Here is a 15,922-nt window from a genome sequence, read left to right on the forward strand (position 1 = left end):
GCTCATACCATTTCCTCGGCGCCGGCCATCAGCGAGATGACGCCCTGGTCAGCCAGGCGGCGCACGATCGCGAGGATTTCCTTCTGCGCGCCTTCCACGTCGGACAGGCGCACGGGGCCGCGGGCTTCCATGTCTTCCAGCAGGATCTGCGCGGCACGCTGGGACATGTTGCGGGTGATCTTCTCCTTCACCTTGGCGTCGGCGCCGCGCAGCGCCAGGCCCAGGCGATCGTTCGGGACTTCGCGCAGCAGCGCCTGCAGTTCGCGATCGCCCAGGTCGGCCAGGTTGTCGAAGACGAACATCAGGTCCTGGATGCGCGCGCCGAGGTCGGCGTCGACCTGGGTGATGTTGCCCAGGATGGCCTGGTCCTGGCCCGAATCCATGAAGTTGAGGATGTTCGCCGCGACTTTCACGCCGCCGATGCTGGAGGCCTTGAGGTTCTGGTTGCCGGCGAACTGGCGCTCCATGATCTCGTTGAGTTCGTTCAGCGCGTTCGGCGGGATGCCGTCCAGCGTGGCGATGCGCAGCAGCACGTCGGTGCGGGTGCGCTCGGGCAGCAGCTTGAGCGTGTCGGCGGCCTGGTCGCTGTCCAGGTGGGCGAGGACGATGGCGATGATCTGCGGATGCTCGTTGCGCACCAGGTCGGAGATCGCGCGCGGGTCCATCCACTTCAGCGTGTCCAGGCCGGTGGTGTTGCGGCCCAGCAGGATGCGGTCGATCAGGCTGCCGGCCTTGTCGGCGCCCAGCGCCTGCACCAGCACGTTGCGCACGTAGTCGTCGGCGCCCATGCCGAGCGAGGTCTGCTTGTCGAGCGCTTCGCCGAAGTTCGACATCACCTGCATGACCTGCTCGCGGCTGACGCCGGAGATGGTCGCCATGGCGATGCCGAGCTTCTGCACTTCCTTCGCGTTCATGTGCTTGAGCACTTCGGCCGCGTCCTGCTCGCCGAGCGAGAGGAGCAGCACGGCCGCGCGCTGCACACCGCTGAGGGCATTGTCCTGTGCGTTATTCATCGCTGGCCACCCAGTCCTTGACCACTTGCGCGACCTGCTTGGAATCGGTCTTCACCGCTTCGCGCGCCTGTCGCAGGCGGTCTTCATAGGCATCCGAGGGCAGGGCGCGCAGCGGCGGGTGCTCTTCGTGCGACAGGGCGGTGGCGGCGCGCGCGTGGTGTTCGTCGTCGTCGACCACGGTCACGTCGATGCCGTCATCGTCCTCGCGCTGGGCCTTCTTCGCTTTCGGGTCGATGATCTGGCGCATCGCCGGACGCAGCACGCCGAACAGCAGCAGGATCACCACCAGCGCGCCGATGCCGTAGCGGGCGATGTCGCGCACCATCGGGTTGTGCAGCCAGGGGCTTTCCCAGAACGGGACTTCCTCGGCCTTGTCGGTTTCGCGCACGAACGGTGCGTTCATCACCGAGACCGAATCGCCGCGCGCGGCGTCGAAGCCCACGGCTTCCTTCACCAACGCCTCGATGCGGGCCAGCGTGGCGGCGTCCAGCGCGGTCATGACGACCTTGCCGTTCTCGCCGGTGCGCGGCACGTGGTCGACCAGCACGGCGGCGGTGACGCGGCGCACGCGACCGGCCGGCTGGCGGGTGTGCTGCAGCGTGCGGTCCATCTCGAAGTTGCGGGTCGCGCTGCTGGACGTCTCCGTCGGCGCGGCGGGATTCGTCGCGGCCGCGGCATTCGGGCCGGGCGGCGTGTTGCTGGTCGCGCCGGGCACGCCTTCGGGACCGGCGGCGGCGACGGTGTTCTGGCTGACCTGCTCGCTGCGGATCTTGACCGGGTCGTTGGCGAAGGTCTCGCGGGCTTCTTCGGTGACCGAGAAGTCCATGTCCACCGCGACCTCGGCATTGATGCGGCCCGGGCCGGTCAGTGGCTCCAGCAGCTCGCGGATGCGCTCGTTGAAGGAGGTTTCCAGCTTGCGCACGCGCTCGAACTGGGCGGCGTTGAGGGCGGCCTCGCTGTTCGGGTCGCTGATGGTCAGCATGCGGCCGCTCTGGTCGACCACGGTGACGCGCTCCGGCGCCAGGTCGGGGATCGACGAGGACACCAGGTGGACGATGGCATCCACCTGGTTGCGTTCCAGCATCGCGCCGGAGCGCAGGTCCAGCACCACCGACGCACTGGCGACTTCGCGCTGGCGGGTGAAGGCGGACGGCTTGGGAATGGCCAGGTGCACGCGTGCATCGCGCACCGGGCGCAGCGTGGTGATCGTGCGGACCAGTTCGGTTTCCAGCGCGTGCTGGTAGCGCGCGTTCTCGACGAACTGGCTGACGCCGAAGCCCGGGTCGCGCTCCATCATCTCGAAGCCCAGGCGACCGCTTTCGGCCAGGCCGGCGCCGGCCAGCTTCAGGCGGGCGTCGTGCAGGTTTTCCTCCGGCACGGAGATCGCGCCGGTGGACTGGTCGAGCTGGAACGGGATCTGCGCCGCACGCAGCATGTCGGTGGCTTCGGCGGTGGCCTTGGGGTCCAGGCCGGTGTAGAGCGGGGTGTAGGCCGGTTTCTGCGACCAGAAGAAGACGAACAGGCCCAGCGCGACCGCGCCGGCGATCAGCAGCAGCGTGCCCATCTGCTTGAACACGCGCGCGTCCCCGATCTTGGTCAACGCTGCGCCTGCCTTGTCGGCGGTCAGCGATTCCTTCAGGGCTTCCTTGGACAGCGTGAGGGCCATGGCGATGGGTCGGTTCGTGGAGGGGACGGGTCAGGAGGTACGGCTTACAACGGCATGTTCATGACGTCCTGGTAGGCCTGCACCAGGCGATTGCGGACCTCGACGGTGGCGCGGAAGGCGACCTGCGACTGCTGCGCCGCCACCATCACCCGGGCCAGGTCCGCACGCGGGTCGCCGAGTTCGAAGGCCTGGGCCAGCGCACCGGCGTTCTTCTGCGCGCTGTTCACGCCTTCCAGCGCGTTCTGCAGCGTCTCGCCGAAGCTCGGTGCCTTGACGCCGGGCTGTTCGAGGCCAACCCCGTTGGGCGTGAATGCGCCCGGGTTCGGCATCGGCTCCACGGCGCGGGTGCCCAGCTGGTGCTGGTAGCTGCGGATCTGCGAGAGGATGGAGGTGACGTCGGACATGGGCGGGTGCTTCGGTCGTCGGTGTGTCTTGCCGTATCAGCTGCAAGACCTGTGCCGGAACCGTCGCCCGCCGCCAGTCAGTTTTCCGTCGCCAGGGCGGCGTCTTCGCGTTCCACGCCGTACTTGCGCAGCTTTTCCACCAGCGTGGTTCGGCGCAGGCCCAGCAGTTGCGCGGCGTGCGCCACCACGCCACCGGCGCGGTCGAGTGCGTCGCGGATCAGGTTCAGTTCGATCTGGGCGATGTGTTCGCGCAGGTCGATGCCGGCTTCCGGCAGGCGCTCGGCGCTCGGCGCCGGGGCGGCGGCCTGGGCTACGACGGGAGCGGCGTGGACGGCGGCAGGTGCCGGCGTCGCGGCGACCGGCACGGCCTCGGCTTCCGGCAGGTGTTCGGGCTGGTAACGCTTGGGCAGGTCATGCGCGCGCACCAGGCCACCCGGATGCAGCACGGCCAGGCGCTCGACCAGGTTGGTCAGCTCGCGCACGTTGCCGGGCCAGTTGTACTGGCGCAGCGCCAGCAGGGCGTCGTGGGCGAACTGCACCTCGCCGCGACCAGTGCGGGCCAGCTGCGCGGCGATGGTGGCGACCAGCGACGGCAGGTCGTCGGCGCGCTCGCGCAGCGCCGGCATTTCGATCGGGAACACATTGAGGCGGTAGAACAGGTCTTCGCGGAAGTGGCCGTCGGCGATGCGCTGTTCCAGGTTACGGTGGGTGGCGGCGATCACGCGCACGTTGCAGCGGATGGTCTGGTTGCCGCCGACGCGCTCGAAGCTGCGCTCCTGCAGCACGCGCAGCAGCTTGACCTGCATCGGCAGGCTCATGTCGCCGATCTCGTCCAGCAGCAGGGTGCCGCCTTCGGCCATCTCGAAGCGACCCTTGCGCGCGGTCAGCGCGCCGGTGAACGCACCCTTCTCGTGGCCGAACAGCTCGCTTTCCAGCAGTTCGGCCGGGATCGCGCCGCAGTTGATCGCGACGAACGGCCCATCGCGGCGCGGCGACTGGTCGTGGATGGCGCGGGCGACGACTTCCTTGCCGGTGCCGGATTCGCCCAGCACGAGCACGGTGGTGTCGAACGCGGCGACCTGGTCGATCATGCGGCGCAGGCGGGTCACGGCCGGGCTGTTGCCGGTGGGGCCGCTGGTGCTGACCTGCTGGGCCTGGTGTTCGGTATCCAGTCGCTTGAGGCTGGCGCGGCGCAGGCAGGCTTCCAGCTGCGCGTGGCGGATGGGGCTTTCGAGCGCCCAGACGCCGGCTTCGTGCAGGCCATGGGCGCTGGCGAAGGCGGCGGTGTCGCCCTGCAGCAGCAGGACCGGCGGCGGCAGCTGCGCCTTGCCCAGCCAGCCGAAGAAGGCATCGGCGGCCTTCTGGTCGTCGATCGAACCGACCACGACGGCCAGCCAATCGTGCGGGCGTTGCCGCTGCACATCCACGTCACCGGCACTGACGACCCAGCGCGGTGTGAGGTCCATGAACTCGAGCAGGCCGGCCAGGCGTTCAGCGCGGGCGGCGTCGGTGTCGATGACGAGGATGCGGGATTCACTCATGGCGGCGCTCTTTGAATCGTTCGAGGATGGGCAAGACTTCCTGGATGTAGGAAAGCTTGCTGACGAAGTCGTCGGCGCCGGCGCGCATCGCGTGTTCGCGGTGCTCGGCGTCGTCGAAGTGGCTGGCGATCACCACGAAGGGGGGCGCGTCCTGGGTCTTGATCAGGCGCGTGGCCTGCAGGCCGCCCATCTCCGGCATGGCCAGGTCCATCAGCACCACGTCCGGACGCAGGGTCTCGGAGCGTTCGATGGCTTCCAGGCCGTTGCTGGCGCGGCCCACGACATCCAGCCACTCCACCTTGCGCAGGTGGCGCAGGGCGGCGTTGATGAATCCTTCGTGGTCGTCCACCAGCAGTACGGTGATCTTGCTCATTGCGGTCGCGCTCCGTTATCCGGCCTTGGCCAAGACGGATACGGTAGCGCGTCGGCGTTCCCGGGCGGGAGCGATATCGAGCTGTTCCCGGTACTTCGCCACAGTTCGGCGGGCAATGTGAATGCCCTGGCGGGCCAGCAGGCCGGCGATCGCCTCGTCGGCGAGCGGCTTGCCCGCCGGTTCGGAGTCGATCAGGCGGCGCACCATCGCGCGCACGGCCGGGCCGGACACATTGGCGCCTTCCAGGCGCACGGCGAAGAAGTGCTTCAGCTCGAACGTGCCCCGCGGGGTCTGCATGTACTTGCCGGTGGTGATGCGCGAGATCGTGGATTCGTGCATGCCGATCTCGTCGGCGATCTCCTTCAGCGTCAGCGGGGCCATCGCTTCGTCGCCGTGGGCCAGGAAGCCGGCCTGGCGTTCGACGATGGCGCGCGCGGTGCGCAGCAGGGTGTCGTAGCGGATCGACAGGCCGCGGGTCAGCCAGCGCGCTTCCTGCAGCAGCTCGCGCAGCTTGCCGGCGCCGGGCGAGGCCTCGGCCTGTTCCAGGGCGCGTTCCTGCATCGCGTTCACGCGGATGCGCGGGGTGCTGGCCGGGTTCAGGGCCACGCGCCAGGCACAGTCGGCGTGCCAGGCGACCACGTCGGGAATGATGTAGCCGGACGGTGCCGGTGCCAGCGAGGCGCCCGGGCGGGCGTCCAGCGACAGCACCAGGCGCACGCCTTCCATCACCTGGTCGGTATCCAGGTCCAGCAAGCGGGCGAGGGCGTCGTATTCATGGGCGGCGAGCAGCGCCAGGCCTTCGGCGACGATGCGCTGGGCCACGCGGCGTGCGGGCACGCGGCCGTCCAGGCAGTCCAGCTGCACCAGCAGGCATTCGCGCACGTCGGCGGCGCAGAGGCCTGGGAATTCGCCGCGCATCAGGCGATCGCGCAGGCCGAGGACGACGTCGGTGCGCAGGTCGAAGCGGGCCGAGGCCAGCAGGGCAAGGGTATCGGGCGCCTGCTCCAGGTACCCGCCTTCGTTGGTGTGTTCCAGCCAGAACGCGATCACTTCCAGCGCGCGCTCGTCCAGCTCGAGCGCCAAACGGTCGAGCACGCGCACATGCGGGTCGGTCGATTCGCCGGCCGCCACGCGCTGCATGCGGTCGTCGTCGCCGTCCTGCCAGCCGGCCCCCGGCACGTCCCACAGATTGGATTCGGGCAGTTCGTCGAACGCGGCGGTTTCGGTGGCGGCAACGTCCTGCGCGGGCATCTCGTCCAGGTCGCCGGACGTGGCGGCGTCGTGGGTGTCCTCGATCTCCAGCAGGGGATTGAGTTCCAGCGCGCGGCGCACTTCCATTTCCAGCTGCAGGCCATCGAGCTGCAGCAGGCGGATGGACTGCAGCAACTGCGGCGTCAGGTGGAGCTGTTGGCCCAGCTGGGCGGAAAGTCCCGTCTTCATCCCCGTTGTCCCCGATTCGATGGCGTGCCAGGGCGGCTTCACATCGTGTGACTACTTTCCGCCTCGGGTGACGGAAAAAAAATCGGGGCGTTTCTGGTTGTGATACGGGCACGCCGGACCGGCCGTCAGGGTTTCCCCTACAGCGTCGGTTTAATGTCGAAGGTGGATGCCCGACGGGGCGCTGCGATCACGGGATTCCGTCACGGAAGCGGTGTCGCCCCCGGGGTACTGCAAGGCTCAGGCCAGTTCGTTCTGGTGGCGCGCGGCCAGCAGCAGCAGATCATTGGCGCGGCGGCAGCCCAGCGATTCCATCATGCGCGCACGGTGCGTTTCCACCGTCTTGACGCTGATGCCCAGCTGCGCGGCGATTTCCTTGCTGCTCATGCCGCTGCCCAGCTGGCGGAGGATCTCGCGCTGGCGCGGCGACAAGGCGGCGATGCCGGTGGGGCGCTGCGGATTGAGCATCGGCGCCAGCATTTTCGAGGACACCTGCGGGCTCAGGAACACCTGGCCGCTGGCGGCGGCACGCAGGGCGAGCTCCAGTTCCATCGGCGCGGCTTCCTTGACGACGAAGCCGGCGCAACCGCGGTCCAGCGCGACGCGGACCTGGGTGGGATCGTTGTGCATCGACATCATCACCACGCGCACCTGCGGCAGTGATTCGTGCAGCAGCGGCAGCAGGTCGAGACCGCTGCGATCGGGCAGCGAGAGGTCCAGCAGGATCACGTCGGGACGGTGGATGGCCGCCATGTCGAGGGCCTGCTGGGCATTGCAGGCTTCGGCCACGACGTCCACGTCGGGCAATGCCTGCAGCAGCCGGCTGATGCCGGCGCGGACCAGGGTGTGGTCGTCGACGATGAGTACACGCACGGGGAGGAGCCAGTCGTTGCCGCTTTGCAGGTCATGTCACGATAACGGTCGCGTCTTGTCACGCCAATTCACAATCGCGATGGAGACGTGAAACCACGACGTGAGTCACACTTGAGCGCCCGCCCCCCTTGTTGAAGTCGGGTGTGGCGCAATCGTGGTGTGTGATGACGGCACTCTCTGCGCGGAGCGCGCGGGCCGATTGCGCGAAACGCGTTTACCTGCGCGGTGACAGTTGCGACTGGCGCGCTTCGGCGACCTGCCGGCGATGCAGCCGGAAGAGGTGCCGGTCCATGGCTTCGGCGAGTCCGCCGTTAAGGCCTTCGAACTGCAGCCACAGATGATGTCCGTGAGTGCCTTCCACCTGCGCCAGCACGCGCGCAGGCAATTCGATGTGATCGCTCAGCCAAGCGGCCGGTTGCAGCGTCACCACGCCGTCGCTGCCATCGGCGGCCTCGAGCGGCGCGGCGATGTCCAGGCGCAGGCCGCGATGCGACCAGCGCAACGCGGTGACCGGCAGCAGGTCGTCGTGACGGCGCGCGAGGCGGCCGAGCAGCGACAGGACGAGGTCGAGCTTGGCTTCGATGCGCTGTTGGCTGGGTGTCGCTTCCTTGCGGTCGTCCGGGTCATCGCCACGGACGTCTTCGGCCACGGCCAGGCCCTGCAGCAGGGCTTCGGCAGGGGCCTGCATCACCGGGCGCGCGCCGAGGGTAAAGCGGGCAGGCAGTACCACGTCGCAGGTCAGCGCGCCGTCGAACAGCGTGTGTTCGGCCGGATGCTCCACCAGCACGACGGGCGCGGCCACGGGTCAGCCCCCGACGACCGAGAGATAGGCGCGTGCAGCGCGGTCGGCGCGCTGCGTGGACTGCATGCGGATGCGTGCCTGTTCGCGCGCGGCCTGCATGTCCTGCTGCAGTTCGAGCTGCGCGCGCAGCAATGTCGCCAGTGCGTCGTAGCCGGCGCTGCGGCCGCCGTCGGCGTGCAGGAACGCGCGCACATCGCGGTCGTGGCGGTTGAGCAGGGCTTCCACGCCATCCAGTTCGTCGGCGTGCAGCGCGGTGCGCATCGCATCCAGCTGGTCGAACAGGTCGGCGAGGGCCGGGGTGGTGTTCATCGCGCGGCCGCCATGGCCGGTGCCTGGCGCTGTTCGGCGGGAATCGCGTTCCATGCCGATTCGATTTCGCCCAGCAGTTCCAGCGATTCGCGCAACGCGGAGGCGTCGTTGTGCAGGTTGGCTTCGATCAGGCGGGTCTGCACGTAGTCGTACAGCGACGACAGGCTGCCGGCGATCTCGCCGCCGGCTTCATGGTCCAGCGAGCCGTTGAGGTGGCCGATGATCGCGCTGACTTCGCCGATCGCCTTGCCCTTGCGCGCCAGGTCGCCGCGCTCCACGCAGGCTTCCGCCAGGCGCAGGCGTTCGCAGGCGCCACCCAGGAGCAGGGCGACGAGGCGATGCGGGTCGGCCTCCATCACGGCGCTGCTGAGGCCGGTGTTGCGGTACTGCGCGGCATACGATTGAAGTGACATTCCATTTCTCCTGGGGTCCCGGCGCCGCACGGGCGCTCCGGCGGACCCGGCGGGGCTTATCCGGTCTGGTTGGCGAGCGAGGCCAGCTGTTGGGCAAGCGCGCTGCTGGTGGTGTTCATCTGCGAAATCATGCTGTCCAGCGCGACGAACTGCGCCTTGTAGCGGTTGCCGACGGCTTCCATGCGCGCATCCAGCGCGGTGCGCTGGGTGGCGACATCCTTGATCTGCGCGTTCAGGCCGTTGCTGCGCAGGGTGAACGCACCGTCGGTGCCGATGTAGCTGCCCACCGCCTTCTGCAGGGTGCCGGCGAAGGCGGTTTCGCCTGTAAAGGCGGTGTGGATCTTCTGGGGATCGGCGGCGAGCGCGGCGGCGAATTTGCTGCTGTCGAACACCAGGGTGCCGTCGGACGAGGGATACCCCTTCGTCTGCAGGCCCAGGGTCTTGGCGTCGAGCCCTTGCGCGGCCAGGTCGCCCAGCAGGTTGCCCATCATGTTGCGCAGTTGCCCCGCCGCGCTGCGCATCTGCGCGTCGCCGGTCAGGGCGGAGGGCTCGTTGTTTTCGGCGTCGTACTTGGTCGACGCGCTGATGGCGCCCAGCGCGGTGTTGTACGCCGTCACGAAATCCTGGATCAGCTTGCTGGCCGCCGCCGTGTCCGTGGATACGGTGACCGTGCTGGTGCCTTCTGCCTTCAGATCCAGGGTCAGGCCGGGTACGGCCTCGGTGATCTTGTTGCCGCTCGCGGTAACGGTCAGGCCATCGATGGTGACTTCGGCGTCGGCCGCCGGCACGCGTTCCTGCAGGCTGGTGACCAGGTTCTGCAGGTCGGTGGCGCCGGAGGTGAAGGCGAGGGTGAGGCCGTTGGACGCGCCGGTCTTGTCGGAGGACACCGACAGGTATTGGCCGTCATTGGAGGTCAGCACGGTGGCCTGGACGCCTTTGCTGCGCGCGACATCGTTGATGGCGCTGCGCACGTCCTGCAGGGTGGCGCCCTCGGCGACATCGATGGCAAGCGATTCGCCGCCGACCGTCAGCGTCAATTGGCCGGCGCCGAAGGTTTCGCCGCTGGCGACCGGGGTGTTGGTGATCCACTTGTTGGCGGTGGCCAGCGAGACCACTTCCACGTTGTAGATGCCGTTGGGCGTGCCGCTGGCGACGCTGGCACCCAGCACCGTGTCCGTACCGGACTTGACGGTGCGGACATCGAAGGCGGTCGCGGACTTCAGCGCTTTCAGCGCGGTATCCAGCGAACTGAACGCCGAACTGACCGTGCCGATCGCGGATAGCTTGAATTTGGCCTGGGTCTCGATGCGATTCAGGCGGTTGTCGGCGGGCTTGCGGTCGGCCGCGACCAACTGTTCGACCATGCCGGTGATATCCAGCCCCGAACCGATGCCGCCGTAACCAAGCGAGTAATCTGCCATTGCCGTTTCTCCTGTCGCGCCCTTTCCGCAAAAGGGTGGCCGGGCGGGCCGTCATCCGTTGGCGAATGCGGCCCGCCCGTACAGTTCCAGTAACGGCCTGCGGGAGCCGTTCTTTAGCCCGCATTTCTCCGTCTCCCACCGCCGCCGTGGGTCCGGCGGCTGGTGAGAAATGCGTGCGCGCGGATCCATGCAGGGTTTGTGCCAGACCGGCACTGGGCGGGCATAAAAAAACCCCTCCGTCGCCGGAGGGGTTGGGGTACTGCCAAACGGAGGGAGACGAATCCGTCCGTGGACGACAGAGAACTAGGAGGACTGCGGGTCTTGCGGCTGCGCCTCAGCGCAGCAGGGACAACACGTTCTGGGGCACCTGGTTGGCCTGGGCGAGCATGGCCGTGCCGGCCTGCTGCAGGATCTGGGTGCGGGTCAGTTCGGCGGTTTCCTTGGCGAAGTCCGTGTCGCGGATGCGGCTACGCGAAGCGGCCAGGTTTTCCGAGCTGGTCTGCAGGTTGGCGACCACCGAGGTGAAGCGGTTCTGGATCGCGCCGAGGTCGGCGCGCGCCGAGTTCACGGCGGTGAGCGCCTTGTCGACGATGGTCACCGCGCGCGACGCGTTGAGGAAAGTGGTCACGTTCAGGTCGGACAGGCCCTTGACCTCACCCGCGCCGGGTGCGCCGCCGGTAACGCCGACGCCCGAGGTAATACCCGCCGCACCGCTGGTGCCGTAGACGATGGTGATGCCGGCCGCTGCGCCGCTGCCGTTCAATGCGTCGCCAACGGTGTAGTACGAGCCCGTTGTGCCGGTCGATTCTGCATAGACGCCGGTTTCGCCCATCTTGGCGTTGATCGCGCCCATGATCCGGGCGGTGACCTGTGCGCCGGTATCGCCGACCTTCACGTCGACATCGTCGATCGCGATGGTCTTGCCCATCGGGTTGGTCACCGAGATGCCCGTGATCTTGCCGTCGGCGGTGGCCGTGCCGGTCGCGACGCCGACACCGGAGGTCGAGCCGAACTGTACTTTGCCCAGGGCCGTCGAGCGCGCATCGACGGTCTTGTCGATGGCGATGGCCTGGCCGGCGTTGGCGCCGACCTGGAACAGCTGGCTGGAGAACGAACCGTCCAGCAGCTTGGTGCCGTTGAAGTCCGACTGCTTGGCGACGCGATCGATCTCGGCGGTCAGCAGCTTGACCTCGGCGTTCAGCGCGGCGCGGTCGGAGGAAGAGTTGGTCGCGTTGGCCGACTGCACGGCCAGTTCGCGGATACGTTGCAGGTTGTTGCCGATTTCGGTCAGCGAGCCTTCGGCGACCTGGGCCAGCGAGATGCCGTCGTTGGCATTGCGCACGGCGACATCGAGGCCGCGGATCTGGGTGCTGAAGCGTTCGGAGATCGCCAGGCCGGCGGCGTCGTCCTTCGCGCTGTTGATGCGCAGGCCGGACGAGAGACGCTGGATGGTGGTGGCGAGCGAGGCGCCGCTGGTGCTCAGGTTGCGCTGGGCATTCAACGAGATCGTGTTGGTATTGATGACCTGTGCCATGGCGCGGACCTGGAAGAAGGGGTGGTGCGATCAGGAGCAGAAGGAACGCCCGGCGCCCGCCACCAAGCCGGTGGAGGGCGGATGGATGGCAAGGCCATCCATCCCGGCGCCAATCGGAGGGAGACGAATCCGTCCGGGACGCCCGCGTCGGGCAACGATTCCTGTGAAGCGGTTTAGCGGAGCAGCGACAACACGTTCTGCGGCACCTGGTTGGCCTGGGCCAGCATGGCCGTACCGGCCTGCTGCAGGATCTGGGTGCGGGTCAGTTCGGCGGTTTCCTTGGCGAAGTCCGTGTCGCGGATGCGGCTACGCGAAGCGGCCAGGTTTTCCGAGCTGGTCTGCAGGTTGGCGACCACCGAGGTGAAGCGGTTCTGCACCGCACCCAGGTCGGCGCGGGCCGAGTTGACCGAGGTCAGCGCCTTGTCGACGATTTCCAGTGCCTGCTGCGCGCCCTTGAACGTGGAGATGTCCAGGTTGGAGGCGTACTGCTTGGTGGTGGCCACGGTGCTGGCGGTGACGTCGGCCGGGGCGGTGCCGCCGGTCCAGGTGCCGGTTTCGATGGCGATGCCCTTGAACGCACCGTTGGTGCCCACGCTGTCCTTGACCGAGGTCAGGCTGACGGCGCCCGCCGCGCCGAGTTCGGCGTACACGCCGCTCTCGCCGATCTTGGCGTTGATGGCCGTGACCAGTGCCTTGGCGGCGGCGTCGCGGGTGCCCGCGGCCGTGCCCTGTGCGGCGACATCGACGGTGTCGATGGTGACCGTGGCGCCGTCGGCGTTGGTCAGCTGCAGGCCTTCGATCTTCAGCGCAGTCACGCCATCGGCCGGCGTAGCGGTGGTGAAGGTGGCGGTGGCGAACATCGCGCCGCCCAGCGAACCAGCCTTGGCGTCGACGACCTTGTCGATGGCGATCGCCTGGCCGGCATTGGCGCCGACCTGGAACAGCTGGCTGGTGAACGAGCCGTCCAGCAGCTTGGTGCCGTTGAAGTCGGCCTGCTTGGCGACGCGGTCGATTTCGGAGGCCAGCTGCTTGACTTCGGCGTTCAGTGCGGCGCGGTCGGACGAGGAATTCGTCGCGTTGGCCGACTGGACCGACAGCTCACGGATGCGCTGCAGGTTGTTGCCGATTTCCGTCAGCGAACCTTCGGCGACCTGGGCCAGCGAGATGCCGTCGTTCGCATTGCGAACAGCGACGTCGAGACCGCGGATCTGGGTGGAGAAGCGCTCGGAGATGGCCAGACCGGCGGCGTCGTCCTTGGCGCTGTTGATGCGCAGGCCGGACGAGAGGCGCTGGATGGTGGTGGCGAGCGAGGCGCCGCTGGTGCTCAGGTTGCGCTGGGCATTCAGCGAGATGGTGTTGGTGTTGATGACCTGTGCCATGGGAAAGTCCTGGAGTGGAGCGAGGAAGGAATGCCTGGCCGGAGCGGGCGGGAGAGACGCCCGCCCCGGTGCCTAGCGCCGCGTTAGCGGAGCAGGCTGAGCACGTTCTGCGGCACCTGGTTGGCCTGGGCCAGCATGGCCGTACCGGCCTGCTGCAGGATCTGGGTGCGGGTCAGTTCGGCGGTTTCCTTGGCGAAGTCCGTGTCGCGGATGCGGCTACGCGAAGCGGCCAGGTTTTCCGAGCTGGTCTGCAGGTTGGCGACCACCGAGGTGAAGCGGTTCTGCACCGCACCCAGGTCGGCGCGGGCCGAGTTGACCGAGGTCAGCGCGGCGTCGACGATTTCCAGGGCCTTCTGCGCGCCTTCGAACGTGGTGATGTCCAGGTCCTTGGCGAACGAAGCGGTGGCGGTGGCGGCTGCCGTCGTGGTGGCGGCGGTCAGGCCCGAGCCGGTCACCGTGCCACCGACGACCAGATCCTTGCCGGCCTTCACCGAGTTCAGGGTCACCTGGTCGGCGGTCACCGAGGCGTACACGCCGGTCTCGCCCATCTTCGCGTTGATTGCCGTGGCCAGACCCTTGGCGATGTCGTCGCCGGTGGTGCCGGTGGTGTAGGCGACGGTGTCGATGGCCACCGAGTTGATGGTCAGGCCGGCGATGCTGCCGTTGGCGGCGGCGTCGGCGATGGCCGTACCGGTCACGTCGGCAGCGAACTTCACGTTGCCCAGCGACTGCGAGCGGGCATCGACGACCTTGTCGATGGCGATCGCCTGGCCGGCATTGGCGCCGACCTGGAACAGCTGGCTGGTGAACGAGCCGTCCAGCAGCTTGGTGCCGTTGAAGTCGGCCTGCTTGGCGACGCGGTCGATTTCCGACGTAAGCTGCTTGACTTCGGCGTTCAGCGCGGCGCGGTCGGACGAGGAGTTCGTCGCGTTGGCCGACTGGACCGACAGCTCACGGATGCGCTGCAGGTTGTTGCCGATTTCCGTCAGCGAACCTTCGGCGACCTGGGCCAGCGAGATGCCGTCGTTCGCGTTGCGAACGGCGACGTCGAGACCGCGGATCTGGGTGGAGAAGCGCTCGGAGATGGCCAGACCGGCGGCGTCGTCCTTGGCGCTGTTGATGCGCAGGCCGGACGACAGCCGCTGGATCGTGGTCGCCAGCGAGGCGCCGCTGGTGCTCAGATTGCGCTGGGCATTCAGCGAGATGGTGTTGGTGTTGATGACCTGTGCCATGAGTTCGACTCCTTAGGCGTTTTCTGCACGGGGGATGATGTTGTCCAACGATTCCCCGCCGTGCCGCCGGGGACGCTAGGTTCAGCCTTGCAACAAGCTCAATACGTTCTGCGGCGCCTGGTTGGCCTGGGCCAGCATGGCCGTGCCGGCCTGCTGCAGGATCTGGGTGCGGGTCAGTTCGGCGGTTTCCTTGGCGAAGTCCGTGTCGCGGATGCGGCTACGCGAAGCGGCCAGGTTTTCCGAGCTGGTCTGCAGGTTGGCGACCACCGAGGTGAAGCGGTTCTGGATCGCGCCCAGGTCGGCGCGCGCGCCGTTGACCGAGGTCAGTGCCTTGTCCACCACTTCCAGGGCGCGTTGGGCGCCGGCGAAGGTGGTGATGTCCAGGCCCTGGACGAAGCTGTTCGTGGTGGCGAGGTCGCCGCCGTTGGTGCTGGTCTCGGTCAGGCCGAGGTTGGCGGCGGTCGATACCGTGGCGCCGGTGACGGCGGGGCCGCCGAAGGCGAGGGCGAATTCCTGACCGCCCTTGACCGAGGTCAGGTTGATGACGCCGGCCTTGACCTCGGCGTACACGCCGGTCTCGCCCAGCTTGTTGTTGATGGCGGCGGCGGCGGCCTGCGTGATCGACTGGCCGGCCTTCACGTCGAAGGCGCCGATGTTGACCGTGCTCGCGCTGCCGCCGGTCGGGGTGACCGAAATCTGCAGCTGCGAGTAGGTCGTGTCGGCGGCAGCGGCGTCGACGCCCAGCGCGGTGCCGGCGTAGACGTTGGCGAAGGTAACGCCACCCAGGGTCTGCGCACGGGCGTCGACGACCTTGTCGATGGCGATGGCCTGGCCGGCGTTCGCGCCGACCTGGAACAGCTGGCTGGTGAAGGTGCCGTCCAGCAGCTTGGTGCCGTTGAAGTCGGCCTGCTTGGCGACGCGGTCGATTTCCGACGTCAGCTGCTTGACTTCGGCGTTCAGCGCCGCGCGGTCGGAAGCGGAGTTGCTGGCGTTGGAGGACTGCACAGCCAGCTCGCGGATGCGCTGCAGGTTGTTGCCGATCTCGGTCAGCGAGCCTTCGGCGACCTGGGCCAGCGAGATGCCGTCGTTCGCGTTGCGGACGGCGACGTCGAGGCCGCGGATCTGCGTGCTGAAGCGTTCGGAAATGGCCAGACCGGCGGCGTCGTCCTTCGCACTGTTGATGCGCAGGCCCGACGACAGGCGCTGGATGGTGGTGGCCAGAGAGGCGCCGCTGGTGCTCAGGTTGCGCTGAGCGTTGAGCGACATCGTGTTCGTGTTGATTACCTGTGCCATGTTCGTCTCCTCTTATTTGGATTCACGGCGTTGAAGGGAAAAAGACGCTGCCGGTTTGTTTTGTTGGGCTAGTCGTCTTCGTGTTGCGAAATGAATAACGGCGCTGCCAAAAAAACCTTTAGGGCAGCTGCAAAAAAATGTGTTAGGGGCTCGAAACCCCTGCGGTGCAAGGGTTCGCGGGAAACGTCGGAAACGTGACATCTGCCCTAAAGATGGCTTGTGGCCTGCCGTT

The 15,922-nt window shown here is 67.7% G+C and carries 14 protein-coding genes and 1 pseudogene; all 15 read right to left on the reverse strand.

Features of this window, described 5'->3' with window-relative positions; genetic code table 11:
* Positions 1 to 2: 2 nt before the first annotated feature.
* A complete protein-coding gene (gene fliG, locus ACSION_RS09815; RefSeq protein ID WP_435305822.1) occupies positions 3 to 1,013 on the reverse strand; it encodes a flagellar motor switch protein FliG in 1,011 nt (336 codons plus the stop codon).
* Complete coding sequence (fliF, locus tag ACSION_RS09820; RefSeq protein ID WP_435305823.1) at positions 1,006 to 2,679, reverse strand: flagellar basal-body MS-ring/collar protein FliF; 1,674 nt, start codon at positions 2,677 to 2,679, stop codon at positions 1,006 to 1,008. Before fliF ends, fliG begins: the two co-directional genes overlap by 8 nt.
* Before the next feature lie 44 nt (positions 2,680 to 2,723).
* A pseudogene (fliE, locus tag ACSION_RS09825) lies at positions 2,724 to 2,954 on the reverse strand (flagellar hook-basal body complex protein FliE); the annotation flags it as partial.
* A 206-nt stretch (positions 2,955 to 3,160) separates the two neighbouring features.
* Positions 3,161 to 4,624: a sigma-54 dependent transcriptional regulator gene (locus ACSION_RS09830; RefSeq protein ID WP_435305824.1), complete on the reverse strand. Its 1,464-nt coding sequence runs from the start codon at positions 4,622 to 4,624 to the stop codon at positions 3,161 to 3,163.
* Complete coding sequence (locus ACSION_RS09835) at positions 4,617 to 4,997, reverse strand: response regulator (protein ID WP_056878992.1); 381 nt, start codon at positions 4,995 to 4,997, stop codon at positions 4,617 to 4,619. Before ACSION_RS09835 ends, ACSION_RS09830 begins: the two co-directional genes overlap by 8 nt.
* 15 nt (positions 4,998 to 5,012) lie before the next feature.
* Entirely contained in the window at positions 5,013 to 6,437 is a 1,425-nt protein-coding gene (rpoN, locus tag ACSION_RS09840; RefSeq protein WP_435305825.1) for an RNA polymerase factor sigma-54, read from the reverse strand.
* Between the two features lie 237 nt (positions 6,438 to 6,674).
* Positions 6,675 to 7,307: a response regulator gene (locus ACSION_RS09845; protein ID WP_056878994.1), complete on the reverse strand. Its 633-nt coding sequence runs from the start codon at positions 7,305 to 7,307 to the stop codon at positions 6,675 to 6,677.
* A gap of 214 nt (positions 7,308 to 7,521) precedes the next feature.
* Positions 7,522 to 8,109 carry a PilZ domain-containing protein gene (locus ACSION_RS09850; RefSeq protein ID WP_435305826.1) on the reverse strand — a complete coding sequence of 196 codons (588 nt, stop codon included), beginning with the start codon at positions 8,107 to 8,109 and terminating at the stop codon, positions 7,522 to 7,524.
* A gap of 3 nt (positions 8,110 to 8,112) precedes the next feature.
* Positions 8,113 to 8,418, reverse strand: a complete 306-nt coding sequence (locus ACSION_RS09855; RefSeq protein ID WP_435305827.1) for a hypothetical protein — start codon at positions 8,416 to 8,418, stop codon at positions 8,113 to 8,115.
* The gene (gene fliS, locus ACSION_RS09860; RefSeq protein WP_435305828.1) at positions 8,415 to 8,831 is read right to left on the reverse strand and encodes a flagellar export chaperone FliS; all 417 of its coding nucleotides are present in this window, start codon (positions 8,829 to 8,831) and stop codon (positions 8,415 to 8,417) included. The genes ACSION_RS09855 and fliS overlap by 4 nt, the downstream gene beginning before the upstream one ends.
* A 56-nt stretch (positions 8,832 to 8,887) precedes the next feature.
* Complete coding sequence (fliD, locus tag ACSION_RS09865) at positions 8,888 to 10,252, reverse strand: flagellar filament capping protein FliD (protein ID WP_435305829.1); 1,365 nt, start codon at positions 10,250 to 10,252, stop codon at positions 8,888 to 8,890.
* A 334-nt stretch (positions 10,253 to 10,586) separates the two neighbouring features.
* Positions 10,587 to 11,786, reverse strand: a complete 1,200-nt coding sequence (locus ACSION_RS09870) for a flagellin (RefSeq protein WP_435305830.1) — start codon at positions 11,784 to 11,786, stop codon at positions 10,587 to 10,589.
* Positions 11,787 to 11,959: 173 nt separating this feature from the next.
* Positions 11,960 to 13,165 carry a flagellin gene (locus ACSION_RS09875; protein ID WP_093485729.1) on the reverse strand — a complete coding sequence of 402 codons (1,206 nt, stop codon included), beginning with the start codon at positions 13,163 to 13,165 and terminating at the stop codon, positions 11,960 to 11,962.
* An 83-nt stretch (positions 13,166 to 13,248) separates the two neighbouring features.
* Positions 13,249 to 14,397: a flagellin gene (locus tag ACSION_RS09880; RefSeq protein ID WP_093485731.1), complete on the reverse strand. Its 1,149-nt coding sequence runs from the start codon at positions 14,395 to 14,397 to the stop codon at positions 13,249 to 13,251.
* Between the two features lie 81 nt (positions 14,398 to 14,478).
* A complete protein-coding gene (locus ACSION_RS09885; protein WP_435305831.1) occupies positions 14,479 to 15,690 on the reverse strand; it encodes a flagellin in 1,212 nt (403 codons plus the stop codon).
* Positions 15,691 to 15,922 lie beyond the last annotated feature (232 nt).

It is taken from the genome of Pseudoxanthomonas sp. LjRoot125, assembly GCF_964252705.1.
Classification (GTDB): domain Bacteria; phylum Pseudomonadota; class Gammaproteobacteria; order Xanthomonadales; family Xanthomonadaceae; genus Pseudoxanthomonas_A.